The sequence below is a fragment of the Deferrisoma palaeochoriense genome (assembly GCF_054656955.1).
Map to the genome: position 1 here is coordinate 39261 of NZ_BAAHXI010000015.1, position 25090 is coordinate 64350.

General features: G+C 68.9%; 24 protein-coding genes. 18 read left to right on the forward strand and 6 right to left on the reverse strand.

All coding sequences use genetic code 11. The annotated features are described in order from the left end of the window. Positions 1–2 precede the first annotated feature (2 nt). The 8 genes from ACYQ8L_RS06175 to ACYQ8L_RS06210 all read left to right on the forward strand — a co-directional run bounded on the left by ACYQ8L_RS06175 (position 3) and on the right by ACYQ8L_RS06210 (position 9282). Entirely contained in the window at positions 3–455 is a 453-nt protein-coding gene (locus tag ACYQ8L_RS06175) for a phosphatidylglycerophosphatase A family protein (RefSeq protein WP_459940906.1), read from the forward strand. A gap of 94 nt (positions 456–549) precedes the next feature. Next, on the forward strand, positions 550–1047 hold the full coding sequence (locus ACYQ8L_RS06180; protein WP_459940907.1) for a CinA family protein: 498 nt from the start codon (positions 550–552) through the stop codon (positions 1045–1047). After that, positions 1029–1628: an RNA 2',3'-cyclic phosphodiesterase gene (thpR, locus tag ACYQ8L_RS06185; RefSeq protein WP_459940908.1), complete on the forward strand. Its 600-nt coding sequence runs from the start codon at positions 1029–1031 to the stop codon at positions 1626–1628. The genes ACYQ8L_RS06180 and thpR overlap by 19 nt, the downstream gene beginning before the upstream one ends. Positions 1629–1746: 118 nt before the next feature. Then, positions 1747–2766 carry a recombinase RecA gene (gene recA, locus ACYQ8L_RS06190; RefSeq protein WP_459940909.1) on the forward strand — a complete coding sequence of 340 codons (1020 nt, stop codon included), beginning with the start codon at positions 1747–1749 and terminating at the stop codon, positions 2764–2766. Positions 2767–2778: 12 nt separating this feature from the next. Beyond that, positions 2779–3924 carry a type IV pilus twitching motility protein PilT gene (locus ACYQ8L_RS06195; RefSeq protein ID WP_459940910.1) on the forward strand — a complete coding sequence of 382 codons (1146 nt, stop codon included), beginning with the start codon at positions 2779–2781 and terminating at the stop codon, positions 3922–3924. Positions 3925–4433: 509 nt separating this feature from the next. Continuing rightward, on the forward strand, positions 4434–7085 hold the full coding sequence (gene alaS / locus ACYQ8L_RS06200) for an alanine--tRNA ligase (protein ID WP_459940911.1): 2652 nt from the start codon (positions 4434–4436) through the stop codon (positions 7083–7085). Positions 7086–7225: 140 nt separating this feature from the next. Next, a complete protein-coding gene (locus tag ACYQ8L_RS06205) occupies positions 7226–7567 on the forward strand; it encodes a phasin family protein (RefSeq protein ID WP_459940912.1) in 342 nt (113 codons plus the stop codon). 128 nt (positions 7568–7695) lie between these two features. Beyond that, positions 7696–9282, forward strand: coding sequence for a peptide chain release factor 3 (locus tag ACYQ8L_RS06210; protein WP_459940913.1), 1587 nt, complete (start codon positions 7696–7698; stop codon positions 9280–9282). Between the two features lie 61 nt (positions 9283–9343). Here ACYQ8L_RS06210 and ACYQ8L_RS06215 read toward each other — a convergent pair whose 3' ends face one another. Next, entirely contained in the window at positions 9344–9508 is a 165-nt protein-coding gene (locus tag ACYQ8L_RS06215; protein WP_459940914.1) for a hypothetical protein, read from the reverse strand. Between the two features lie 7 nt (positions 9509–9515). Further along, positions 9516–10040, reverse strand: coding sequence for a peroxiredoxin family protein (locus ACYQ8L_RS06220; protein ID WP_459940915.1), 525 nt, complete (start codon positions 10038–10040; stop codon positions 9516–9518). A gap of 390 nt (positions 10041–10430) precedes the next feature. On the opposite strand from ACYQ8L_RS06220, the gene ACYQ8L_RS06225 reads away from it, so the two are divergent. After that, on the forward strand, positions 10431–10952 hold the full coding sequence (locus tag ACYQ8L_RS06225) for a thioredoxin family protein (protein ID WP_459940916.1): 522 nt from the start codon (positions 10431–10433) through the stop codon (positions 10950–10952). A gap of 305 nt (positions 10953–11257) precedes the next feature. Here ACYQ8L_RS06225 and ACYQ8L_RS06230 read toward each other — a convergent pair whose 3' ends face one another. From ACYQ8L_RS06230 to ACYQ8L_RS06245, 4 genes are all read right to left on the reverse strand, one after another. After that, entirely contained in the window at positions 11258–12361 is a 1104-nt protein-coding gene (locus tag ACYQ8L_RS06230; RefSeq protein WP_459940917.1) for a multiheme c-type cytochrome, read from the reverse strand. 25 nt (positions 12362–12386) lie between these two features. Beyond that, entirely contained in the window at positions 12387–13208 is an 822-nt protein-coding gene (locus tag ACYQ8L_RS06235) for a DsbC family protein (RefSeq protein ID WP_459940918.1), read from the reverse strand. Between the two features lie 353 nt (positions 13209–13561). Further along, the gene (locus tag ACYQ8L_RS06240) at positions 13562–13783 is read right to left on the reverse strand and encodes a hypothetical protein (RefSeq protein ID WP_025323981.1); all 222 of its coding nucleotides are present in this window, start codon (positions 13781–13783) and stop codon (positions 13562–13564) included. Between the two features lie 24 nt (positions 13784–13807). Continuing rightward, entirely contained in the window at positions 13808–14350 is a 543-nt protein-coding gene (locus ACYQ8L_RS06245; RefSeq protein WP_459940919.1) for a TlpA disulfide reductase family protein, read from the reverse strand. A 1484-nt stretch (positions 14351–15834) separates the two neighbouring features. On the opposite strand from ACYQ8L_RS06245, the gene ACYQ8L_RS06250 reads away from it, so the two are divergent. From ACYQ8L_RS06250 to ACYQ8L_RS06290, 9 genes are all read left to right on the forward strand, one after another. Then, positions 15835–17316 carry a sensor histidine kinase gene (locus ACYQ8L_RS06250; protein ID WP_459940920.1) on the forward strand — a complete coding sequence of 494 codons (1482 nt, stop codon included), beginning with the start codon at positions 15835–15837 and terminating at the stop codon, positions 17314–17316. Continuing rightward, the gene (locus ACYQ8L_RS06255; protein WP_459940921.1) at positions 17313–18662 is read left to right on the forward strand and encodes a sigma-54-dependent transcriptional regulator; all 1350 of its coding nucleotides are present in this window, start codon (positions 17313–17315) and stop codon (positions 18660–18662) included. The genes ACYQ8L_RS06250 and ACYQ8L_RS06255 overlap by 4 nt, the downstream gene beginning before the upstream one ends. A 748-nt stretch (positions 18663–19410) precedes the next feature. Beyond that, entirely contained in the window at positions 19411–19827 is a 417-nt protein-coding gene (locus tag ACYQ8L_RS06260) for a cytochrome c maturation protein CcmE domain-containing protein (RefSeq protein ID WP_459940922.1), read from the forward strand. A gap of 420 nt (positions 19828–20247) precedes the next feature. Further along, the gene (locus ACYQ8L_RS06265; protein ID WP_459940923.1) at positions 20248–22200 is read left to right on the forward strand and encodes a heme lyase CcmF/NrfE family subunit; all 1953 of its coding nucleotides are present in this window, start codon (positions 20248–20250) and stop codon (positions 22198–22200) included. After that, the gene (locus ACYQ8L_RS06270; RefSeq protein ID WP_459940924.1) at positions 22197–22679 is read left to right on the forward strand and encodes a cytochrome c-type biogenesis protein; all 483 of its coding nucleotides are present in this window, start codon (positions 22197–22199) and stop codon (positions 22677–22679) included. The genes ACYQ8L_RS06265 and ACYQ8L_RS06270 overlap by 4 nt, the downstream gene beginning before the upstream one ends. 3 nt (positions 22680–22682) lie before the next feature. Then, positions 22683–22991, forward strand: a complete 309-nt coding sequence (locus ACYQ8L_RS06275; RefSeq protein WP_459940925.1) for a hypothetical protein — start codon at positions 22683–22685, stop codon at positions 22989–22991. Continuing rightward, positions 22972–23697: a heme ABC exporter ATP-binding protein CcmA gene (gene ccmA / locus ACYQ8L_RS06280; RefSeq protein WP_459940926.1), complete on the forward strand. Its 726-nt coding sequence runs from the start codon at positions 22972–22974 to the stop codon at positions 23695–23697. The genes ACYQ8L_RS06275 and ccmA overlap by 20 nt, the downstream gene beginning before the upstream one ends. Continuing rightward, positions 23694–24365: a heme exporter protein CcmB gene (locus ACYQ8L_RS06285; RefSeq protein WP_459940927.1), complete on the forward strand. Its 672-nt coding sequence runs from the start codon at positions 23694–23696 to the stop codon at positions 24363–24365. The genes ccmA and ACYQ8L_RS06285 overlap by 4 nt, the downstream gene beginning before the upstream one ends. Positions 24366–24369: 4 nt before the next feature. Next, positions 24370–25044, forward strand: a complete 675-nt coding sequence (locus ACYQ8L_RS06290; protein ID WP_459940928.1) for a cytochrome c biogenesis protein — start codon at positions 24370–24372, stop codon at positions 25042–25044. Positions 25045–25090: the final 46 nt, after the last annotated feature.

Below are 25090 nucleotides of genomic sequence, written 5' to 3' on the forward strand. Positions count from 1 at the left end.
CCATGGACCCCTGGACGCTCGCCGCCTCGGGCCTGGGGGTCGGGCGCCTGCCCCGGGCCCCGGGGACCTGGGGAACCCTGGCCGCGGTTCCGCTGGTGGCGGCGCTGGGGCTTCTCCCATGGCCCCTGGAGCTCGGCCTGTTTCTCCTGTGCCTTCCTCTGGCGGCGGCGGCCTGTGGCCGGGCCGCCCGGGCCGAGGCCGAACACGACCCGCCGTGGATCGTGCTCGACGAGGCCCTGGGGTTCTGGGTCGCCGTGCTGGGGTTACCGCCCGGCATCGGCGCCTTCGTGGCCGGTGTTGTGGCGTTTCGGGCGTTTGATATACTCAAGCCCCCCCCGATCCGGTGGATCGACCGCCGGGTGGGGGGAGGCTGGGGCATCCTGCTCGACGATCTCGCGGCCGGGCTCGCCGCCCGGGGGGTCCTCGAACTCCTCGTGCGGTCCGGATGGCTCTGAGCCCCGCCAGCGCGGGGTTGGGGCGCCTTCGGCACGGATGCCGTTCCGGACTTGCCGGGGGGACCGGCCGCCCGGCCCAAAAGGGGGCAACACCGTGAGCGAACCTCCCCCGGAACTGCGGTTGGCCGCCGCCCTCGCCTCCGGCGGTGGACCCGTGGCCGTGGCCGAGTCGTGCACCGGCGGGCTCATCGCCCACCGGATCACCCGGGTGCCCGGGAGCTCCGCCTATTTCGACCGGGGGCTCGTGGTCTACTCGAACCGGGCCAAGGTCGAACTCCTCGGGGTGCCGGAGGATCTCCTGGAAACGCACGGCGCCGTATCGGAGGCGTGCGCCCGGGCCATGCTCGAGGGGCTGTTCCGCCGGTCGCCGGCCCGGCTGGGGGCCGCCGTGACCGGGATTGCCGGCCCCACCGGGGGCACGCCGGAAAAACCGGTGGGCACGGTATGGGTGGCCTGGGGCCGGCCGGGACGCATCCGGGCCGAGCGGCTCGGACTCCACGGGGAACGAACCGAGATCCAGGAGGGGGCGGCCGAGGCGGTGCTCCAACGGCTTGCCCGGGAGGCGGAGCTGCCGTGGACGGAAACGGCCTGATCCGGGCCTTCGTGGCGGCCGAACTGCCGGCGCCCCTGCGCGAGGAACTGGGGCACCTGGCGGCAAGGCTCCGGGCCCGGGGGGTGCGGGCCCGGTGGGTGCGGCCGGACCGCATGCACATCACCGTGCGGTTCCTGGGGGAGATCCCCCCGGAGCGGTTCGAGGCGGTGCGCGAGGCCCTGGCCCCGCCCCTGCCCGTGGCCGGGCCGATCCGGCTCACCCCCGCGGGCGTGGGAACCTTCCCGCCCCGGGGAAGGGCCCGGGTCCTCTGGGTGGGGCTCGAGGGCGGCACCGCGGCGCTCGGCCGGTGCGCCCTCGAGGTGGAAACCCGGCTCGAGCGCCTGGGGTTCCCCCGCGAGGCCCGACCGTTTCGGCCCCACATCACGCTCGGCCGGTCCCGGGGGCCCGGGGGGATCCCGGGGCTCGAGCGGCTCGGTCCGGCCGAACGGTCCTACCGGGGCACGGCGTTCGAGGTGGCCCACCTGACCCTGTTCGAAAGCCGTCTCGGCCCGGGCGGCCCCGACTACATCGAACGGGGCCGGGCCCCCCTGGGGCCGGCCGCCGCCGGTTCACCCCCCTGAGAACCGGCGCGGGAGGGGCAGTGGCCCGGTCGGGTGGTGGAACCGGAGAGGGCCCTTGGCCTTCTAGCCTTCCCGCTTTCGAGCCTTCTCGCACAAGGTCCTTACAGAGGAGAACGCGATGACAACCGAACGCCGCCAGGCGGTGGACCTGGCCATCGGCCAGATCGAAAAGCAGTTCGGCAAGGGCGCAATCATGCGCCTCGGCGAGGCCGGCCCGGCCCGGGGCGTCGAGGCCATCCCCTCCGGGGCCCTCTCCCTCGATCTCGCCCTCGGGGTGGGCGGATACCCGAGGGGGCGGGTGGTGGAGATCTTCGGGCCCGAGTCGTCGGGGAAGACCACGCTCGCCCTCCACGCCGTGGCCGAGGCCCAGCGCCAGGGGGGCATCGCGGCCTTCATCGACGCCGAGCACGCCCTCGACGTCTCCTACGCCCGGCGGCTCGGGGTGAACGTGGAGGACCTCCTGGTGAGCCAGCCCGACACCGGGGAGCAGGCCCTGGAGATCACGGAACTCCTCGTGCGCTCCAACGCCGTGGACGTGGTGGTGGTGGACTCGGTCGCGGCCCTGGTGCCCCGGGCCGAGATCGAGGGGGAGATGGGCGACAGCCACGTGGGGCTCCAGGCCCGGCTCATGAGCCAAGCCCTGCGGAAACTCACGGCCACCATCTCCAAGACCCGGACGCTCGTGATCTTCATCAACCAGATCCGCATGAAGATCGGGGTGATGTTCGGAAACCCCGAGACCACCACCGGCGGAACCGCCCTCAAGTTCTACTCGTCGGTGCGCCTCGACGTGCGCCGGGTGGGCGCCATCAAGGACGGCGACCAGGTGGTGGGCAACCGCACCCGGGTCACCGTAGTGAAGAACAAGGTGGCGCCGCCGTTCCGCAAGGCCGAGTTCGATATTTTGTACAACGAAGGGGTAAGCCGCACCGGTGACCTCCTGGACCTCGCAGCGGACCACGGGATCGTGGACAAGCGGGGCGCCTGGTACACCTACGGCGAGACCCGGATCGGCCAAGGCCGGGAGAACGCCCGCCGCTTCCTCAAGGAGAACCCCGACATCCTGGAGGAGGTGGACCGCCAGGTGCGCGAGAAGCTCGGGCTCGCCGTTCCGGAAGCCCCGCCCGCCGAGGCGTAGGGGGTGGCCGCCATGGACATCAACCGGATCCTGGAGGTCGCGGTCAAGGCCCGGGCCTCCGACATCCACCTGAAGGCGGGCCTCCCCCCCATCTTCCGGCGGGACAGCCAACTCTACCCCTACAAGGATGCGGGCCGGCTCGCCCCCGAGGTGCTCCAGAAACTCGCGGACGAGATCATGACCCCGGCCCAGCGGGACGTGTTCGAGCATCAGCACGAGGTGGACATGGGCTACGGGGTGCCGGGGCTCGGGCGGTTCCGGGTGAACGTGTTCCAGCAGCGGGGCACCGTGGGCATGGTGTTCCGGGTGATCCCCACCGCAATCAAGTCCGTCAAGGAACTCCTCCTGCCCAAGGTGGTGGAGGAGTTGGCCATGGAACCCCGGGGCCTCATTTTGGTGACCGGGACCACCGGATCGGGGAAATCGACCACCCTGGCCTCGATGATCGACTACATCAACCAGAAAAAGACCTGCCACATCATCACCATCGAGGACCCCATCGAGTTCCTGCACCGGGACAAGAAATCGATCATCAACCAGCGGGAGGTGGGGTTCGACACCCTGAGCTTCGCCGGCGCGCTGAAAAGCGCCCTGCGTCAGGACCCAGACGTGATCCTGGTGGGGGAGATGCGCGATTTCGAGACCATCGAGACCGCCCTGGTGGCGGCGGAGACCGGACACCTCGTGCTCTCCACCCTCCACACCGTGGACGCGGCCGAGACCATCCACCGGATCATCTCGGTGTTCCCGCCGTACCAGCAAAAGCAGGTGCGGCTCCAGCTCGCGAGCATCCTCCGGGGCGTGATCAGCCAGCGGCTCGTGCCCCGGGCCGACGGCAAGGGCCGGGTGCCGGCCGTGGAGGTGCTGGTGTCCACGGCCCGGGTGCGCGAATGCATCGAGGTGCCCGAGAAGACGAAGGAGCTCCGCACGGCCATCGCGGAGGGGTTCACCACCTACGGCATGCAAACCTTCGACCAGTCGCTCATGGGGCTTCTCAAGAAAAACCTCATCACGTATAAGGAAGCCCTGCGCCAGTCGTCCAACCCGGACGACTTCGCCCTCAAGATGTCGGGCATCCAGTCCACCAGCGACACCCGCTGGAACACGGCCGAGGAGGGCGGGGAGAAAAACGGGGGCCTGAAGATCGAGCGGTTCTGACAGTCCGGCAAGCTGGGGAGGCTAGGAAGCTAGGAGGCCTTCTGCTCCACGCGAACGCGGAGATGCACCTCGGGGAGCGGCCCGGGCGACAAGGGTCCCAGCCGGTTCGCTTGCCGCCGTTCGGTCCCCAGCCTCCAAGCAACTTCGGCTAGGCGGCTGGGCTGCTTGGCAGCTAGGCGGCTAAGAACGTTTGGGGTTCCGGCGCCATCGCGCCGGCCAACCTGTGGGAGCGGCGGCCGGTTCAGGGGCCAGAATTCAGAAGTCAGAGGTCAGAAAAACCCGGTCCTCTCTCGTCTGCCCTCTGACACCTGGCACGGTCTCAGGGCCCGTGGTCCCGGCTCCGGCGGCCAAGGGAGCGGGCGAGACCGAGAGGTTATTGTTCTTGCGATCTGGCCGCCCCGCGGCCTACGGGAGATTCAAGCTCCCCAGCCGCCGGGCTTCTCGCGCATCCGGCCCCGGTTTCGGGGCCCGTTTCGTATGATCCACGATCCGATGACAGGGGTTCTTCGATGACCGGAAACGAGATCCGAAAGGCGTTCCTGGACTACTTCGCCTCCAAGGGCCACCGGGTGGTGGCGAGTTCGTCCCTGGTGCCCCAAAACGACCCGACGCTCCTTTTCACCAACGCCGGCATGGTCCAGTTCAAGGACGTGTTCACCGGGCAGGAGCGCCGCGACTACGTCCGGGCCACAACCTGTCAGAAGTGCCTTCGGGTCTCGGGCAAGCACAACGACCTCGAGAACGTGGGCCGGACGGCCCGGCACCACACGTTCTTCGAGATGCTCGGGAACTTCTCGTTCGGCGACTACTTCAAGCGCGAAGCGATCCGGTTCGCCTGGGAGTTCCTGACCGAGCACATGAAGCTCGATCCCGACCGGCTGTGGGTCACGATCTACGAGGATGACGACGAGGCCCGGGACCTGTGGCTCCAGGAGACCCCGGTGCCGGCCGAGCGGATCGTGCGGTGCGGGGCCAAGGACAACTTCTGGGCCATGGGCGACACGGGGCCCTGCGGCCCCTGCAGCGAGATCCACTACGACCAGGGGCCCGGCATCTACCCCTGCCCCGACCCGGACCGGTGCGGCCCCGAGTGCGACTGCGACCGGTTCCTGGAGCTCTGGAACCTGGTGTTCATGCAGTTCGAGCGCGCGGCCGACGGCACCATGACCCCCCTGCCCAAGCCCTCGATCGACACGGGAATGGGCCTGGAGCGGGTCACGGCCGTGGTGCAGGGCGTGCACTCCAACTACGACACCGATCTGTTCCGCCCGATCATCGACTTCACGGCGAACCTCGCCGGTGTGCCCTACGGCCGCGCCGAGGAGAGCGACGTGAGCCTGCGGGTGGTGGCCGACCACATCCGGGCGACCACGTTCCTGATCGCCGACGGGGTGCTCCCGTCCAACGAGGGCCGGGGCTACGTGCTGCGGCGGATCATGCGGCGGGCCATGCGCCACGGCCGGATGCTCGGATTCGAGGAACCGTTCTTCCACAAGGTCTCGGGGGTGGTGATCGACCAGATGGAGGGGGCCTACCCCGAGCTTTCGGACAAGCGCGAGTACATCGCCAAGGTGATCCTCCACGAGGAGGAGCGGTTCTCCCGCACCCTGGACCGGGGCCTCCAGATCCTCGAGGAGGAGGTGGCCCGGCTCGCCGCCCGCGGGGAGACCGTGATCCCCGGCGACGTGGTGTTCCGGCTGTACGACACCTACGGGTTCCCGGTGGACCTCACGGCCGACATCGTCCGCGACCGGGGCTTCACCCTGGACGAGGCCGGGTTCGAGGCCGAGATGGAGGCCCAGCGCGAAAAGGCCCGGGCCTCCTGGAAGGGCTCGGGGGAGGAGGCCGTGGCCGGGGTGTACCGGGACCTCCGGTCGGCCGGGGTCGCCACCCGGTTCGTGGGGTACGAGACGCTGGAGGCCGAAACGCCCGTGCTCGCCCTGGTGCGAGACGGCGACCGCGTGGCCGAGGCCCGGGAGGGCGAGGCCGTGGAGGTGGTGCTCGCCGACTCTCCGTTCTACGGGGAGAGCGGCGGCCAGGTGGGCGACACCGGAAGCCTCGAGGCCGACGGGGTGTACGTGCGGGTGGAGGACGCGGCCAAGCCGTTCCCGGATCTCATCGTGCTCAAGGGCGCCGTGAGCCGCGGCACCCTGCGGGAGGGCGACCGGGTGGTGGCCCGGGTCGAGGCCGGGGCCCGGTTCGCCACGGCCCAGAACCACTCGGCCACCCACCTCCTCCACGCCGCCCTCCGCCAGGTGCTCGGCGACCACGTCAAGCAGGCCGGGTCGCTTGTGGCCCCGGATCGGCTGCGGTTCGACTTCACCCACTTCGCCCCCATGACCGGCGAGGAGCTCCGGGAGGTGGAGCGCCGGGTGAACCGGTGGATCCAGGCCAACCACCCGATCACGGTCTCGGAGGAGTCGTTCGAGGAGGCCCGGCGCCAGGGGGTGATGGCCCTGTTCGGCGAGAAGTACGGCGACCGGGTCCGGGTGGTGCGGATGGGCGAGGTGTCGGCCGAGCTGTGCGGGGGCACCCACGCCTCCCGCACCGGCGACATCGGGCTGTTCAAGATCGTGTCCGAGGGCGGGGTGGCCGCCGGCGTGCGCCGGATCGAGGCGGCCACCGGCGATCGGGCCCTGGAGCGGGTGTTCGCCATGGAGGACGCCCTGGCCGAGGCGGCGGCCCTTCTGCGGGCCAACCCCGACGAGGTGCCGGAGAAGGTGCGCCGGGCCCTGGAGCGCACCAAGGAGCTGGAGCGGGAGATCAGCTCGCTCCGGAGCCAGCTCGCCGGGGGGGCGGCCCGGGACGTGCTCGCCCAGGCCCGGGAGATCGACGGCGTGCGGGTGCTCGCGACCCGGGTGCCGGCGGCCGACCCCAAGGCCCTGCGGGAGTTCGCCGACGGGCTGCGCGACCGGATCCGATCGGGGATCGTGGTGCTCGGGGCAGAGGCCGGGGGCAAGGCGCTCCTTCTCGTGGCCGTGACCAAGGACCTCACCAAACGGGTCCGGGCCGGGGACCTCATCAAACCCCTGGCCGAAAAGGTCGGGGGCCGGGGCGGCGGCAAGCCCGAGCTGGCCCAGGCCGGCGGCCCAGACCCCTCGGGCCTGGACAAGGCCCTCGAGGCGGCTTATGAAGAGGCGGCGAAGCTCCTGGGGGCCTGACACCCTTGGACCGGGTTCCCGTTTGACAACCCCGGGGAACTGGGGCACGTTGGACCCGCACGCGGGGAGGCGGAACTCGAGGTCTCCCAGCCTCCTAGCCTCCTAGCTTTCCAGCCTTCCAGCCGAGAGAGGAGTCCGCCATGCTCGACATGTTCCGGAAAGCCACCCTGGCCGGCATCGGCCTTCTCACCCTGACCGAGGAGCGGGCCCGCAAGCTCGTGGACGAGCTGGTGGAGCAGGGCCGCATGAGCCAAGAGGAGGGGGAGAACATCGTGAAGGAGATCCTGGCCAAGGCCGAGACCTCCCGGGAGGAGTGGGAGGCCCGGATCCGGGATCTCATCCAGGAGGCCTTCCGGAAAATGGACCTGGTGCCCAGAAAGGACCTCGAGCTCGTGGAGGAGCAGCTCCGGTCCTTGGAGCGCCGGGTGGCCGACCTCGAGCGCCGGGAGCGGGACCGGGACGAAGAGGTCCCCACGATGTAGCCCCGGTGCCCGGCAACCGAACTTTACTTCTCCGGCCCCAGGCCGTATCCTGCCCGGCCCTCGGAACGCCCCGAGGGCCGGTTTTCGTTGTCGCCATCCCCTCTTTTTCGCACGAGGTAGCCCCCCACATGGACACCCCCAACGCCGTGGCCCGCGAGGCCGCCCGGCGGCGCACCTTCGCCATCATCTCCCACCCCGACGCCGGAAAGACCACCCTCACCGAGAAATTCCTCCTCTACGGCGGGGCCATCCACCTCGCCGGCGCGGTCAAGGCCCGCCGGGCGGCCCGCCACGCCACCTCCGACTGGATGGAACTCGAGAAGGCCCGGGGCATCTCGGTCACCACGAGCGTGCTCCAGTTCGAGTACAACGGGTACCGGGTAAACCTTCTGGACACCCCGGGCCACCAGGACTTCTCGGAGGACACCTACCGCACGCTGACGGCGGCCGACGCCGCCGTGATGCTGATCGACTGCGCCAAGGGCGTCGAGGCCCAGACCCGAAAGCTCTTCCAGGTCTGCCGGATGCGGGGCATCCCCATCTTCACCTTCGTGAACAAGCTCGACCGGGAGGGCCGGCCGCCGCTCGAACTGCTGACCGAGATCGAGGACGTGCTGGGCATCGCGGCCTGCCCCGTGACCTGGCCGCTCGGGATGGGGAAACGATTCCGGGGGGTGTACGATTTGCGGGACCGCCACGTGCTTCTCTTCGAAGGGGGCGACCACGGGCAGCGCCGCACCGCGGCCCGGATGACCGGGCCCGACGACCCCTCCCTGGCCGACCTTCTGGATCCCCACGACCTGGCGTCGTTCCGCGAGGAGGTGGAGCTCCTGGAGGGGGCCGGGGAGGAGTTCGACCTGGACCGGGTGCTCGCGGGCGAGCTCACCCCTGTCTATTTCGGGAGCGCGGTCACGAACTTCGGGGTGGAGCCGTTCCTCCAGGACTTCCTGGAGATGGCCCCGCCGCCGGGCCCCCGGCCCTCGACGGCCGGGCCCGTGGGCCCGGCGGAGGAGCGGTTCTCCGGGTTTGTGTTCAAGATCCAGGCGAACATGGACCCCCAGCACCGCGACCGGGTCGCATTCGTACGGGTGGTGTCGGGCCGGTTCCGGCGGGGCATGAAGGTGCGCCACCCCCGGCTGGGCCGGGAGGTGGCACTGGCCCTGCCGCTCCAGTTCATGGCCCAGGAGCGGGTGGTGATCGACGAGGCCTACCCCGGGGACGTGATCGGGATCCACGACCGGGGCACACTGCACATCGGCGACACCCTGACCGAGATCCCGGACCTCACCTTCGAGGGCGTGCCCCACTTCTCCCCGGAACACTTCGCCCGGGTCCGGGTGAAGAACGCCCTCAAATCCAAGCAGCTCCACAAGGGCCTCGAGCAGCTCGCTCAGGAGGGGGCGATCCAGGTGTTCCGCCAACCCCTGGGGGACAAGGACCCCATCGTGGGGGCCGTGGGGGTGCTCCAGTTCGACGTTCTGAAATACCGGCTGGAGACCGAGTACGGGGTCACCGTGACCCTGGAGCCGATGCCGTTCCAGGTGGCCCGGTGGGTGGAGGGCGACGGCCTCGACCCGGCCGCCGTGGATCGGGATCCGAGCACCCTGTGGTGCGAGGACCGCCAGGGCCGGCCCGTGATCCTGTTCAAGAGCGCCTGGGCCTTCGAGTGGCTGGCCGAACGGGCGGAGGGAGTCGTCTTCCAGGAGACGGCGTAAGCGGCCGAGGAGATTCGGCCCCCGGATCGTCGGCTCGGGGACCGACGACCGAAGACCGAAGTCAACCCATGCCCATCTCCTGCTCCAGGGCCTGGATCTCGGCCTCGAGCCGGCGGCGCTCGTCGTCCGTGAGCGCCGGGTCCTCGAGCCGGCGTTTGAGGCCCAGGAGCCGCATCTCCTGGCGGTAGTCGTTGCAGGTGTAGGTGCGCTGGGGCGACGGCTTCACTCTGACCTCACAGGGGTTCCTGAAGCAGCTGGTCCACGGCCCGGTCCACCTCGGGAGCCTCCCAATCGAACGGCCCGATCACCGAGTGCCGGATCACCCCCTTCTTGTCGATGAGATGGGTCTCGGGCACGCCGGTGGCCCGGTACAGGCCGTACACCAGCTTATCCCGGTCCATGAGCACCGGAAACACCACGGCCTGACGCATCACCATAGCCCGGACCGCGGCCGGATCCCGGTCCTCCGACACGGCCAGGATCTCCACCCCCTTGTCCTTGTACCTACGGTAGAACCGCACCATGGAGGGGATCTCCTGCCGGCACGGCGGGCACCAGGTGGCCCACAGGTTCACGAACACCACCTTGCCCCGCAGGTCCGACAGCCGCCAGGTCGTCCCGTCGAGCCCGACGAGCTCGAAGTCGGGGGCAGGCCGCCCCTTCTCGGCCTTGGCCGGGGCCTTCTCTCCGGAACATCCCAGTCCCGCCGCCAGGGGCAAGGCGACGAGCATCCACAGGAGCACACGCAAGCCGCGCATCACGGTGACACTCCGCTCAACCCTCCGGAATCCCGAGCGGGATATCCTACGCGAGACCCCGCCGCGGGGGCCAGGGCTGGCCCCTTGCCCCTCCAAGCTGGGAAGGGTAGCGCCTGCTTGTCCGTCAGGCCCACAAATGGAGGCTAGCGCCTCCTATTACTCCGGCGGCCAAATAGACGCGCTCTGGGGCGTGGAGCCTGCTGGAGCGCCGGGCGTGGCCCCAAATTCTAGTCTCTGTCCTGAAACGCGCCAACGTTGTCGCCGGTCCAGAGAACCCCCTGAATTGCCCCGAGGACAAAATCGGGTATAGTTGCCGGACACGGCCCGTGCTCGCGGGCCCTTTCGGACCCTGGGACCGGGACCGGTCCCTCCCCTGACAGGAGACGACCCATGAGAAGCCGATTCATCGCAGCAGCGGCCCTGATCCCTCTGGTCCTCGGGGCGTGCGCCACCGGCGGCCAGAACCGCCGCTCCGGCAACGCCCACATGCGCATCGAAGACTCGGTCGCGAGCAACATCCCCCTCGACTGGTACACCCTCGAAGACGCCATGCGGCTGGCGCGCGAGCAGAAGAAGCCCATCATCGTGGACTTCTACTTCCCGGAAGGGTGCAGCCGGTGCGAGGGCTTGGCCACCAAGATGTACACCGACCCCGAGGTGGCCGACATCATCAAGAATCGGTTCCTCCTGGTCCGCATCAACCTGAACGAGAACATGACCAAGGAGGAGATCGCCCTGGGCCAGAAGTTCGACTACAACTACAACTGCCTGATGATCTTCCTGGACTACCGGGGCGAGGTGATCCAGGACCTCTCGGGGAACCGCATGTGCTTCCCGGACTACATCGATCCCGCCTGGATGAAGAAGTACCTGGCTCGGGCGCTGGAGGCCAACGCGGAGGTGGCGAGGTGAGGCGGGAAAGCCCCCTTCGGCCGCCGCGCGACCCTAACAACGGAGAAGGGTAACGTGCGGTGGTCCGGGGCCGTTGCCGGCGGCGGGGCATGGGTTTCAGGAACCGGAATTCAGCGGACAGGAGACAGGGAAGGAACGACAGGCTTGGTCCAGCGTCTGACGGCGTGCGGTCACAACCTGTCCACTGAAATCTGTCTTCTGCCTCCTGATTCGCAGACCCCATGCCCCCCGAGCGTTGGCGCGGTTCGAGAGCCGCCTGGCCGCCTAGCTGCCTAGCGGGCCGAAGGCCCGAAGTTCCCTGGAAGTTAGTGGTCTAGCTCCACCGGCTTGCCCCACGACTCCACCGTGCGGCGGGCCCACTCGGGCCCCTTGTCGCCGTGGCACTTTCCGCAGGCCTTCTCGATCTGCGGGTCGTAGCACTTCTCCTTGTGCACGAGGAAGTAGCCGTACGAGTGGATGTCCTTGGTGCCCGGGTTCATGATCTCCTTTGTCTGCTGCACGTGGCAGTCGAAGCACATCAACCCGACGCCCGCGGGGTGGCGCGTGTGCTCGGCGTACTTGTTTTTGAACCCGTGGCACCCGAAGCAGAACTCCAGCATCGAGTCCACCTTCTCCTGGTCCCGCTCCTCGGCCACCCCGGGAATCCCGCACACGTCGCACTTGAGCTGGGCGCCTTCCTCGCGCTTCTTCTTCCATTTGGCGAACATCCGCAGGACCGCCTGGGTGTTCGTCTCCTCGGGCTCCTTGCCGTTGGGCACGTAGTGCTCGCCCAGATCGTCCCCGGGCATGAAGCCCACCGGGAAGTAGTACGTCTTGGACGGGTCGGTCCCCCGCACGTGGCAGGCCGCACAGATCATGTCCCGCCGCTCGTCCGAGAGCTTTTTTGGGTTCACGATCAGACCGGCCCCCTCGGCCTCGGCGTGGGCCCGGCCGGGGCCGTGGCACGCCTCGCACCCGATCCGGGGCTCCACCGCCTTCCCCCGGGTCGGGTCGAACCCGGTCACGTGACACCCCTTGCAGTACTTCCCGTACGGCATCTTCCGCCACGACCACACGTTGTACGCCTGCCACTTCTGGGACTGCACGCTCCACAGCTTGGGCAGCACGTAGTAGTCGTCGCCGATCTTCTTCATGTACCGCTGCTGCCAGTGCCCGCCGATGGTGAACTCCACGTCCTCGAGCGTGAACCCCAGGTTCGGCACGGAGAAGTCGCCGAGCACCGCCTCCGGGTTCTTCTTGGCGTCCTGCACCACGGTGGCGTGGAACGTCTTGCTCCACCCCTGGTACTTCTCCGGATGGCACCCTCGGCACCGCTCGCTGCCCACGTACAGGGCCGGGTCCAGAACCGCGGCGCCGGCCACCCCCCCCAACCAGACGAACACCCAAAGCGAAAGAAACGCCCCCTTCACGACCGCACCTCCTGGCGTGGGGAACTCAACGGGAGACCGCCCAAGCGGACCCTGCCCGGGACTCCTTGCGGGGAGGGGCCGCAGCCTCGTCCAATAGCAACAGGATCTTGTCGGCGGACTTGGCCCCTGGGATCACCCGGCCGTCCGGGAACACCAGGGTGGGAGTGGAGCGCACGCCGATGCTCCGACCGAACTCCAGGTTCTTCTCCATCTGGTCCGTCTCGCAGTCGGGCGGGGGGATCTCCCCGCCCTCCATCGCCCGGTCCAAGAGCTCCGGGGACCGCGTGCACACGATGGTCTTCGCCTTCTCCCGGCTCGTCTTCTTGATCGGAAACATCTTCACGTAGAAGGCCACCCCGGGCCGCCGCTCCACCACCTTCCGGAGTTGGGGATGCAGCTTCCGGCAGTACGGGCAGTCCGGGTCGGTGAACACGACGATCTTCTTTTCGGCCGCCGGGTCCCCGATCACAAGGGCGTCGTCCAGGGGAATCCGCGAGGGGTCGATCCGGTTCAGATCGATCATCCTCCGCCGCGTCAGGTTTTCACGGGTCGCCACCTCCAGCACGTTTCCCGTGATCACGTAACGCTTGGAGAAGTCGATGTACACGGGCCCCCGCCGCCCCCTCTGGTCCTCCACGTCCACCACCCACAACCCGGGCACATCGCTGAACTCCACCGAGAGCACCTCGTGCACCAGCCCCTTCAGGATGTTCTCGGCCTCGTTTTTGGAGAGGCTGTGGCACGACCGGCAGTCGCCGGCGCCGCACCCGTCCTTTACGAAAGCCGAAGCCGGGGCTGCAACCCCGGCCGTCAGCACGACGAAAGCAAGAAACGTGGTCGATCGCATCGCGACTCCTTCTTCGTCCGACACCAGCAGCAGGCCCCGCCCCGGCCTCGGACGTCGATTCGCAAGTTGTCAACCCGCCACTCCATGAGTGTCGGGTACCGCAAGAAAGCATATGCCGCGGGGGGGGGAATCAGCGAATTTACGGAGCACGACACTAAGGCCCCACACCCACCGAGGCTTCGGATAAAACCAGCTCTCCTGTCCTGTGCCGACTGGCGAATCTCAAACCCGCCCCCGCGCCCGGCCGGAACCAGGCCCCCACCCCGCACCCTGGCAATGCCTTTGAAGAGGCAATAGCGGAAACCGAGCTTTACTGCCCTGTCCGGGGGTCACCCGACCCCTATGCAGCTCAGTCAGAGGAGCTGGCCGTTGAACAGGGTCTCCCCCCACTCCCCCCGGGCCACGCCGAGGTAGAGGCTGGTCGCCACCAGGGCGAGCCCCAGCACCCACATCAACCGGGGCCAACGGGGTTTCCACCAGCCGGTGCCGACCGTGACCAGCAGCACGATGGCCGCAAGCAGGGGCACGAAGGTCCAAGTGGCCGCCAACTCCCAGAACTCGAGCCAGTTCTCCATTGCCTTTCCTCCTGCGCCCCCCGGTCACTCGGCTAGCCCCAGGGCCTTGCGCACCTGGGCCTCGATCTCCTTCTCGTCGCCGGGGGAGTACCCCACGTGGTAGTACAGGACCTTGCCCTCCCGGTCGATCACCACGGTGGTGGGCAGCACGCTCACCCCGTAGCGCCCGCCCGCCTCCCGCCGCTTGTCGATCACGATCGGAAACGTGATCTCGTACTTGAGCCCCCGCACGAACCGCAGGACCCGCTTGGCCCCGAAGCTGTCCAGGTTCACGCTAACGGCCACCAGCCCCTGGTCCTTGTACCGCTCGTAGATGTCCAGCAGGCTCGGCATCTCCTTGAGGCACGCCACGCAGTAGATCGACCAGAAGTCGAGCAGGATCGGGTTCTTGCCCAGGTAGGTCCCCAGGTCGAAGGTGCCCCCCCGCAGCAGCGGTGCCGCGAACCGGGGAGCCTCGCTGCCGGGTTGCGGCCGCTTGGACACCCCGAACAACGCCCACGAGGGCCCGGCGAGCAGCAGCAAGCACACCAGAGCACCCAGGATCCGCCACCCCGGCCTGCGGGGCAAGGGCCCCCTGAAACGCCCGACTCCGACCCTAGTTTCCCGCAACCGATTTCTGCACTTGTGTTCCCGCATTCCCACGATCCTGTAAACCGCTTGGGCCGACCCGTTGCTGAACGTCCACGGAGAGGAGCTCCCCTCAGCGGCGCAAAGGCGGACGGACCCCGGTCCCGAGCATTTCTGCCGACGTCCGGAAAAGACCATGCACCCCGCGTGCCCACCGCCCCGGCAGGGGAGGCACGCCCCGTGCAAGGCATGGGGTTCAAACGACGACGATGGGGATCGGAGAGGGGACGTCCCCGACGCCGCTGTCCGGCGGGGATGAATCGGCGCAACGGGGCAGGAGCCTCAGGTCCAGGGTCACGGCCGCGCCCGGATCGGGCAGGAGCAAAGAGGCGCAGTAGTGGCAAACCGGGCAGGCGGCAAGGCCGTCCGGGGACAGCGGTTCCCCCCCCACACCGGACGGGGCCGCGAAAACCGTGGCGGACGGGGCCCCATCGGCCGACCCAACCGGGCCCCCCAGGACCGCAGGCCCGTGCAGCAGAAGGATCCCCGCCGCCAGCCATGCGATCCAGACCCACCGTGTCGCACCGGTTCTCGCCACCTCGGCCCTCCGCAGGATGAACGGACCCGGCTACCGTAGGGAACCCGCCCGTGCCTGTCAAGTACGGCAGGCTGCCCACGTCAGTCGCCGCTCCGTCCCAGCCCGAGGGCGGCGAAACGCTGCACCGGGCCTGCCATTTCCGCTAGGACGCTAGGAGGCTGGGACGCTGGGAGGCTTGAAAACCTCCAGGATTCCCACGCGTTCTAGGCATTACCATGCCTCTTCGCCTCCACCTCATGGTCCGGGAGGCATGGGTTTCAGGGGCCAGAATTCAGCTCCAGCAGACCGAGAGGTGGCCTGTTTGCGAAGAAATACTAAGGCCTACGAAGGTATTGCCGGACGCGGGTGGGGGGCTGGCTCCGGCCGGGCGCGAGTGCGGCACCCTCTTCGCCGCGCCTTCGCATGCCGTTGTCAGCCCGGTAGGCCGGGGCGCCGGTGGCGGAAGTTCCGGAACTTCCAAGGTGATTCAGGCTTGGTGAGGGCGCGGCGAGCTAAGGGGCCGCTCCCGGCTCTCCACCAGCCCCCCACCCGCTGGTTCCCTTGTGGACGCAGGGGATCTGGCAATACTTCCGTTGGTATTAATACTTGGAAGTGGGCAGGTTGTGACCGCACGCCGTCGGACGCCGGGTCAGGCCTGTCGTTCCTTCCCTCCATGTCTTCTGTCCGCTGAATTCCGGTTCCTGAAACCCATGCCCGCGGGGGAGTGCACCCGGTTACGCGGCACGTCGTGGGGCCCCACCGGGGCCGATGGGGGCTTCCCTCTTGGCTCGTCCTCCGCGACAAACAAGCCTATTTGTCGCCAGGCCAATAACGTGACATCCCCCCTCGCCCCCGGTAGCATGGGGCCGTCGAGGAGGTTCAGCGCCCCGGAAAGGAGTGCGGGCCGGTGCGAATCGCCACCCGGTTGTTCCTCTACATCTTCACGCTCATCGTGCTCGCCGCCGCCGCCCTCGGTCACGTGTCGGTGCAGGACGAGAAGCACCACCTGATCGAGGCCACCCGGTCCAAGGCGTGGATCCTGGCCCGGGCCCTGGCCTCGGTGCTGCGTTACTACCACCCCGCCGACCCCACGGTGGACCTGGAGCAGATCCTGGCCGAGATCAGCCCGTTCGAGGGGCCTGCCGTGCCCGCCTTGCGGTTCTACGACCGGGACGGCAACCTGCTGAGCCTGGCCTGCCCCGAGTGCGGCGACCCGCCCCTACCCCATCAACCCCTCGATCCCGACCGCGTCGGAACCGAGGGCCGGGAGCAGGTGCTGGAGGTGGGAACCGAACGGTACCTGAGCGTGGTGCAGCCGGTGCGGGATCCGGACGGTGCGTTCCTCGGCGCCGTGGAGGTGATCCTTCCCCTTCGGCACATCGGCGTGATCCTGTCGGGGGTGACGAGGCGGTTCCTCCTGTTCACCTCGGCCGTGGCCGCCCTGCTGGGGGTGGTGATCTTCCTCATCAGCCGGCTCAACATCTCTCTGCCGATCCGGCGGCTCAAGGAGGCCTCGCGGCGCCTGGGCGAAGGGGACCTGACCCTGCGCATCGACAAGACCGGCGTGGCCGACCTGGACGAGCTGGTGGACGAGTTCAACCGCATGGCCGCGCGGCTGGAGGAGCAGAGCCGACAGAGGGAGGCGTTCTACCGCGAGAAGCTGCGGCTGGAGCGGGGCCTGCGCCACGCCGAGCGACTCGCCTCGGTCGGGCAGCTCACCTCGGGGCTGGCCCACGAGATCGGCACCCCCCTCAACGTGATCCAGGGTCGGGCCGAGCAGGTGCTGGCCCGGCTCGGCCCGGACGACCCCAACCGCAGGCCCCTGGAGGCCGTGGTCCGCCAGGTGCGGAGGATCACCGAGACCATCGACCGGCTGCTGGCGTTCTCCCGCAAGTCCGGCCGGGCGCTGGGACAGGTTCGGCTAGGGGACGTGGCGGAAGAGGCGTTCTCCCTGTCGCGGCTGCGCGCGAAACGCAATCGCTCCGAGGTGCGGCTGGACGTCGTGGCCGCTTCGGACCGGCTCAGGGGGGACGAGACCGCCCTCCGCCAGATGTTCGTGAACCTGATGCTCAACTCCCTCCAGGCCATGCCAGGGGGCGGAACGATCCGGGTGGAGATCGGGGAGGACCCGGGCGCCTTGGCCGAACGTCTCCGGGTCGTGTACGAGGACGAAGGCCCGGGCATCCCCCCCGAGATCCGGGAGAAGGTGTTCGATCCGTTCTTCACCACCAAGGACGTGGGCGAGGGCACCGGCCTGGGGCTGTTCATCGTGGCCAACGTGGTGGACGAGCACGGCGGCAGCATCCGGATCGAAGATGCCGCCGGAGGCGGCGCCCGGTTCGTGATCACGCTGGCCCGCACCGGCCCGGACGAAGGAGCGCCGGCATGAGCCGCGACCCGCGCATCCGCATCCTCGTGGTGGAGGACCAGGACGACATGCGCGACTACCTCCACGACATCCTGGCCGAGCGGGGCTACCCCGTGGAGACGGCGGCCACGGGCCGGGAGGCCCTGGAGCGGCTGGAGCACGGAGCGTTCCACCTGGTGATCTCGGACATCCGCATGCCCGAGATGGACGGGGTGGCGCTCCTGGACGCGGTCAAGGCCCGACCGGGATTCAGCCCGTTCGTGATCCTGGTCACCGCCTTCGGCGACATCGAGGACACGGTGCGGCTGATCGACCGGGGGGCCTACGACTACATCATCAAGCCGTTTCGCATGGAGCAGATCCTCATCGCGGTGAAGCGGGCCGAGCGCGAGCTGCGCATGCGCCAGCGGGTGCGGGAATTGGAGGCACGCGTCGGGGCCGGCCCGGGGCCGGGGGGACTCCTCGGCCGAAGCGAGGCCATGCGCCGGGTGTTCGGCCTGATCGAGAAGGTGGCCCCGGCCGAAGGCAGCGTGCTCGTTCAAGGGGAGACCGGCACCGGCAAGGAGCTCATCGCCCGGGCCGTGCACGAGGCCTCACCCCGCCGCGACGGGCCGTTCGTGGCCGTGAACTGCGCCTCGATCCCCGAGGGCCTCCTGGAGAGCGAGCTCTTCGGCCACGAGCGCGGCGCGTTCACCGGCGCGGTACGCTCCCGGCGCGGCCTGTTCGTGGAGGCGGACGGCGGCACCCTGTTCCTGGACGAGATCGGGGAGATGCCCCCGGGCATCCAGGCCAAGCTCCTGCGGGCCCTGCAGGAGCGGCGGGTGCGGCCCGTGGGCGGCGCGACGTTCCACCGGTTCGACGTGCGGGTGGTCGCGGCCACGAACCGGAACCTCTTGGACGCGGTGAAGCAGGGCCGGTTCCGGGAGGACATCTACTACCGGATCGCCACCTTCCGGATCGACGTGCCTCCCCTTCGGGAACGGCGGGAGGACATCCCCCTGCTGGTGGAGGCGTTCCTGGCCCGGCACGCGGCCCTGGGCCGGGAGGTGTCGTTCAGCCCCGAGGTGCTGCGGGCGTTCCTCGACTACTCCTGGCCGGGCAACGTGCGCGAGCTGGAGAACGCGGTGGAGCGGTGCGTGTACGTGTGCGAGGGCGGCCGGGTGCGGCTCGACGACCTGCCGGAGGAGATGCTCCGGGACCTGCGGCCGACCGAGCGGTTCGCGTGGCCCGAGGGCAAGCCCCTGGCCGAGGTCGAGCGCGAGTACATCCTGCACGTGCTGCGGCGCTGCAAGGGCAACAAGGTCCAGGCCGCCCGCATCCTGGGGATCAACCGCAAGACCATCCAGCGCAAGCTCGCGGGGGAGTGAAAAGGGGGGGGTCTAGTGTGGCGTTCGCATATCGCGTCAGGGGGCGAACCCGGGGCCTCCTCCTCCGCTGTACGCCCTCCGTCGAAGGCCCCAGGTTCACCCGAGATAGACCTATGCCTTGCTGCGGGACACGACCCAGCCTGCGACATTTTATCCCATTTGCCCCTTTTTGGGGCAGAGAGGCGGGGAAGCTAGGAGGCTGGAAAGCCAAAAGCCAGATTCCCAGCTCGCGCCGTCAGCCCTTACCTCCCAGCGCCCAACGTCCTAGCCTTCCGCCTCCCAGCCTTCTAGCTTTCTAGCTTTCCAGCCGTCCCGCCCTCCCTGGCACGACTCCTGCTAAGCCCCTTCCCTTCGGTCGGCCGCCCTTTCGCCGGAGGAGCCTGCCGGCCCGAGCCTGGTCGGCAAGCCTCCCAGCTTCCCGGCCTTCCAACTTTCTATTCACCCGGCGGATAAACAAGCGCTATCGATCCCTGCTCGGAGGGGCAAGGGACCTGTCGGAGAGCCGGGCGCGGCCCCTTAGCTCGCCGCGCAGCGCCTCCGACGCTCGGACCGCGAAATGGTTCGGATTCCACCGCGTTGTCATGAAACCAGCTCTTCGGTCCTGTGCCTGCGCGGCGAATCTCATGCCCGGCTTCGCGCCCGGCCGGAGGCAGGTCCCTTGCCCCGCGCTCCGAGGTGATGTGCCTATTTTGTCGCCGGGTTCATAGCTTTCTAGCCTTCCAGCCTTATCAGCCCGGAGGGTCCGCGGATGAAGAGGTCCACCCGCAAAGTCCTGGTGGGAATCCTCGTGGTGGCGCTCGGCGTGGGGTTCCTGATCTACCGGGGCATCTCCACCACCAGCGCCTACTACCTGACCGTGTCCGAGCTCAAGAACTCCCCGACGGGTCGGAAGCTCACCGACCAAGACTCCGTCCGGGTGGGGGGCGAGGTGGTGGGCGGCACGGTGCGCTACGACCAGAAGCGGCTGGTGCTGGAGTTCGCCGTGCGCGACGCCGAGTCCCCGGACGAGCAGATCGACGCCCGGTACGAGGGCCCCAAGCCCGACGCCTTCAAGCCCGACATCGAGGTGCTGCTCGAGGGCACCTACGCCCGGGCCCAGAACCTGTTCCGGGCCCAGAACCTGCTGGTGAAGTGCCCCTCCAAGTACCAGTCGGAAGGGGAGTGAGGTCTGGGGCCTTCGGCCTGCTGGAAGGCGTAAAGGCTGGGAAGCTAGAAGGCTAGGAGGCTGAAAACCTCTTTCATCTTCGAGCAGTTGTGCAGGGTTGCGCCAAAGGCCGGGGGGCAAGGGACCTGTCGGAGAGCCGGGTACGGCTCCCTAGCTCGCCGCGCAGCGCCTCTGACGCTTGGACCGCGAAACGGCTTGGATTCCACTGAGTTGTCATGAAATCAGCTCTTCTGTCCCGTGTTTGCGCGGCGAACCTCAATGCCCGGCTTCGCGCCCGGCCGGGGGCAGGTTCCTTGCCCTGCCCTCCGAGGTGGCGCGTCTATTTCGCCGCCGGGTTAATACGTTTTCGCGAACAGGCCGCCTCGAGGCCTACCCCAGCTGTTCCCTGTCGACTGTCACCTGACAAGGAGGAGATCGCCCTTGGTCACCTTCGGTAACCTCTCCCAGTTCGGGGCCCTCGCCCTCTCCCTGCTGGCCATGGTGTTGCTGGTGGCGGGGGTCGTCCGAAACGACCTGCGGTGGGTCCGCGCCGGAAAGCGCAGCCTGGTGGCCGTGGCCGTGCTGGCCACGGGTGCGGCGGTGGCGCTCGGCTACCTGTTCCTCACCGACGCGTTCCAGGTGGAGTACGTGGCCTCCTACTCCGACCGGGCCCTGCCCGTGTTCTACAAGGCCACCGCGTTCTGGGCCGGCCAGAAGGGCTCGCTCCTGTTCTGGGCCTGGGTCCTGAGCCTGTTCTCCGCCCTGGCCATCTACAACAACCGCCGGGAGCCCGACTCCCGGGCCACCCCCTACGTGTACCTGGTGCTGGCCGGAACGCTCGCGTTTTTCCTGTTCCTGCTGTGCGCCGTCACCAACCCGTTCGAGACCCTCGGGTTCGTGCCCCGGGACGGCCAGGGCCTGAACCCCATGCTCCAGAACCCCGGCATGGTGTTCCACCCGCCCACCCTGTTCCTGGGGTACATCGGGTTCACCATCCCCTTCGCCTACGCGGTGGCCGCCATGGTCACCGGCACCACCGACGCCTCCTGGATCCGCAAGACCCGGGCCTGGAACGTGCTGTCGTGGATCTTCCTGACCGTGGGGATCATCCTGGGCGGGCAGTGGGCCTACGTGGAGCTCGGATGGGGCGGGTACTGGGCCTGGGACCCGGTGGAGAACGCCTCGTTCATCCCGTGGCTCACCTCCACGGCCTTCATCCACACCGCCATCATCCAGGAGCGGCGGGGCATCATGAAGGTCTGGAACATGTCGCTCATTCTCCTGACCTTCGTGCTGTGCATCTTCGGCACCTACCTGGTGCGCAGCGGGGTGCTCCAGTCGGTGCACGACTTCGGCGCCACCGGGCTGGGCGGGTACTTCCTGGCCTTCATCGTGATCACCCTGCTGGGCGGCATCTACCTGATTGCCGAGAGCTACGGCGAGCTCAAAACCCCGGGGGCCCTGGAGTCGTACCTCTCCCGGGAGAGCACGTTCCTGTTCAACAACGTGATCCTGCTGGCCCTGGCCTTCGCCACCTTCTTCGGAACGGTGTTCCCCCTGATCTCCGAGGCAGTCACCGGCAACAAGGTCACGGTGGGCCCGCCGTTCTTCAACCAGGTGAACACCCCCCTGTTCCTGGTACTCCTCCTGATCACCGGCGTGTGCCCCCTGATCGGGTGGCGCAAGGCCTCCCCGGCCAACCTCCGGCGCAACTTCCTCCGGCCAGCCGTGGCGGCCCTGGTGGGCGGCGCGGTCCTGCTGGCCCTTGGCGTGCGGGAGCCCTACGCCTTGGTGGCCTTCACCCTGGCCGGGTTCGTGGCAGCCACCATCGTGCAGGAGTTCGTCACAGCCGTGGGCTCGCGCCGCAAGCTCACCGGTGAGTCCTCTCTCACGGCCGGGTTTCGGGTGCTGTGGCGGATGAGGCGGCGCTACGGCGGGCACCTGGTGCACTTCGGGCTGGTGCTGATCGTGGTGGGCATCACCGGGTCGTCGGCCTACAAGCTGGAGACCCAGGCCACCCTGGCGAGGGGCGAGTCGGTGAAGATCGGCCGGTACGAGCTCAAGTACGAGGACTTCCAGACCTACCAGAAGTTCAACCGCACGGTGTACGCGGCGGTGCTGGGCGTGTACAACGGCGGCGAGCGCATCGGCCAGCTGAACGCCGAGCGCCGCTACTACGTGAACGCCCGGCAGCCAACCACCGAGGTGGCCCTGCGCTCCACCCTGCGCGAGGACCTGTACGTGACCATGCCCGGGATCGGCCGAACCGGTGAGATCACCCTTAAGGTGGCCGTGAACCCGCTGCTGATCTGGATCTGGATCGGCGGGGGGGTGATGGTGCTCGGAGGGATCCTGGCCATCATCCCCTCCAGAAGGAAGAGGAGGGCGCCATGACCCGCAACGTCGTTTGGCTCGCCGCTCTGTGGCTCCTGGCCGCCGCGATCGTGCCGGCCCGGCCGGCCCTGGCGCTGACCGAGACCGAGGTGGCCGAGGGGCTCCTGTGCTACGCCTGCCCGGGGGAGCCCCTGACCGCCGACCGATGTCAGGGGGGCGACCAGATGCGGGCCGCCATCCGCCGCATGATCGCAGAGGGCAAGACCAAGCAGGAGATCCTGGACTACTTCGCCCGGGAGTTCGGGGAGGACATCCTGACCTACCCGCCCAAACGGGGCTTCAACCTGGTGGCCTACGTGGGACCGTTCGTGGGCCTTCTGCTCGGGGCGGCCGTGGCCGCCGTGGTGGTGCGGCGGTGGAGCTCGGCCGGCCGGCGCCGGTCCGGGCCCCGGGACCCGGGTTCGGCGCCCCCCCGGCTCGACGAGAGGACCCGGCGTCGCATCGAGGAAGAGCTGTCCCATCTGGACGAGGAGGCGTGACCCATGGCCGTGGCGGTGTTCTGTGTTCTGGTGATCGGGCTCCTGGTGCTCACCGCGGCGCCCCTGTTCGGGCCCCGTAAGGTCTTGGCGGCCTCGGGCGACGCCCGCCGGCAGCGCCTCGAGGCCCTGGAGCAGGAGAAGAAGGGCTACCTCAAGGCGATCAAGGACGTGGAGTTCGAGCGGGCCACCGGCAAGATCAGCGAGGAGGACTTCCAGGAGCTGCGGGAGTTCTACGCCCTCAAGGCGGCCGAGGCCATGGACGCCCTGGAACGGCTGGAGCAGGAGGCGCGGGGTGGCCGCAAGCGCGGGTGAGCCGTTCCTGACGGTGGAGGGCCTGCGCAGGGCCTTCGCGGGCGTCGAGGCCCTGCGGGGCGTGAGCTTCACCCTGGACGAGGGGGAGTTCCTGTGCCTGTTCGGGCCCAACGGCGCGGGCAAGTCCACCCTGCTCAAGATCCTGGCCACCCTGCTTCGACCCACCTCCGGCACGGTGCGGATCCGGGGCTTCGACCTGGAGGACGACCCCGAGGCGTTCCGGGCCCGGCTGGGGATGGTGTCGCACCAGTCGTTCCTGTACGACGACCTCACGGCCCGGGAGAACCTGGAGTTCTACGCCGGCCTGTACGGGGTGGCCGACCCGGCCGGCCGGGCCGAGGAGCTGCTCCGGCAGGTGGACCTGTACGACCGCAGGGACTCGCCCGTGGGGGCGTTCTCCCGGGGCATGCAGCAGCGGCTCACCATCGCCCGGGCCCTGGTGAACGACCCGGACCTGCTGCTCCTCGACGAACCTTACACGGGCCTGGACGAGCACGCCGCGTCGGTGCTCCGAGAGCGGCTCCGGGCGCTCCGCGACCGGCGGCGCACCATCGTCATGGTCACCCACAACCTCCGGCGGGGCATCGAGTCGGCCACCCGCTTGGGCATCCTGGCCCGGGGCCGGCTGGTGTTCCTGGCCGGCCGCGACGAGGTAAACGCCGACGGGTTCGAGGACACCTACTTCCGCTGCATGGAGGCGCCGTGAGCCGGGTGTGGTTCCTGTACCGCAAGGACCTGCGGATCGAGCTCCGGAAGAAGGAGTCCGTGGCGTCCATGACCTTCTTCGGGGCCCTGGTGCTGGTGATCCTGAACGTGGCCCAGGGGCCGGGCCGGCGGCTCACCCCCGAGACGGCGGCCGGGGTGCTGTGGGTGGCGGTGATCTTCTCGGCCGTGCTGGGCCTCGGTCGGGTGTTCGCCCGCGAGCGGGAGAACGGGTGCATCTCGGCCCTGCTGGTGAGCCCGGCGTCGCCGGGCGCGGTGTTCGCGGCCAAGGCCTTGGTGAACCTGACCCTGATGCTCCTCTCCCAGGCCGTGCTGGTGCCGGTGTTCTTCGTGCTGTTCGGGACCGGCCTGGTCGGCGGCCCCCTGGCCCTGGTGCCGTCGCTCCTGCTGGTGGACGCGGGGTTCTCGGCCGCGGGCACCCTGCTGTCGGCCGTGTCGGCCGGCACCCGGCGAAACGAGGTGCTCCTGCCGATCCTCCTGTTTCCCTTGATCCTTCCCCTGGTGGCCCTGGCCGTGAAGGCCACGGGCGGCGCCCTGGCCGGCCGGCCCCTGACGGAGCTGCTGCCCCATCTGGAGCCCTTGGCCGCGTTCGGCCTGATCTACGCCGCCGCGGGCTACCTCCTGTTCCCGTTCGTCGTGCGAGAGGGGTGAGACCGTGACGTCCCGACGCTTCCCGCTCCTGCCCCTGCTCTCGGCCGTGCTGCTGCCGGCGGCCGTGGCCATGGTGTTCTTCTACGCGCCCACCGAGCGCACCATGGGGGTGGTGCAGAAGATCTTCTACTTCCACCTTTCGCTGGCGGCGGTCGCGTTCCTCTCGTTCTTCGTGGCGTGCGTGGCCGGGGTGCTGTACCTGGTACGGGGGAAACGGCGGTGGGACGCCTGGGGCGCGGCCGGGGTGGAGGTGGGGGTGGTGTTCACCACCCTGGTCCTGATCACCGGCTCCCTGTGGGGCCGGCCCATCTGGAACACATGGTGGACCTGGGACCCCCGGCTCACCACCTCGCTGATCCTGTGGTTCATCTACACCGCCTGCCTGATCCTGCGCTCGGCCGTGGAGAACGAGACCCGCCGGGCCACCTACGCCGCGGTCATGGCCGTGGCCGGGTTCGTGGACGTGCCCATCGTGTTCCTGTCGGCCCGGCTGTTCCGCAGCATCCACCCCACCGTGATCCGGTCCGACTCGGTGGGCCTGGAGCCGTCCATGATCGTGACCCTGGGGGTGTGCATGGCGGCCATGCTCGTGTTCTGGGCGGGCCTGGTGCGCCTGCGCTACGGCCTGCACCTCCAGGAGGCCGAGCTGGTGGATCTGGGAAGAAGGCTGGAAGGCTAGCAGGCTGGGACGTTAGGACGTCGGGACGTATTGTTTTTTAGCCTTC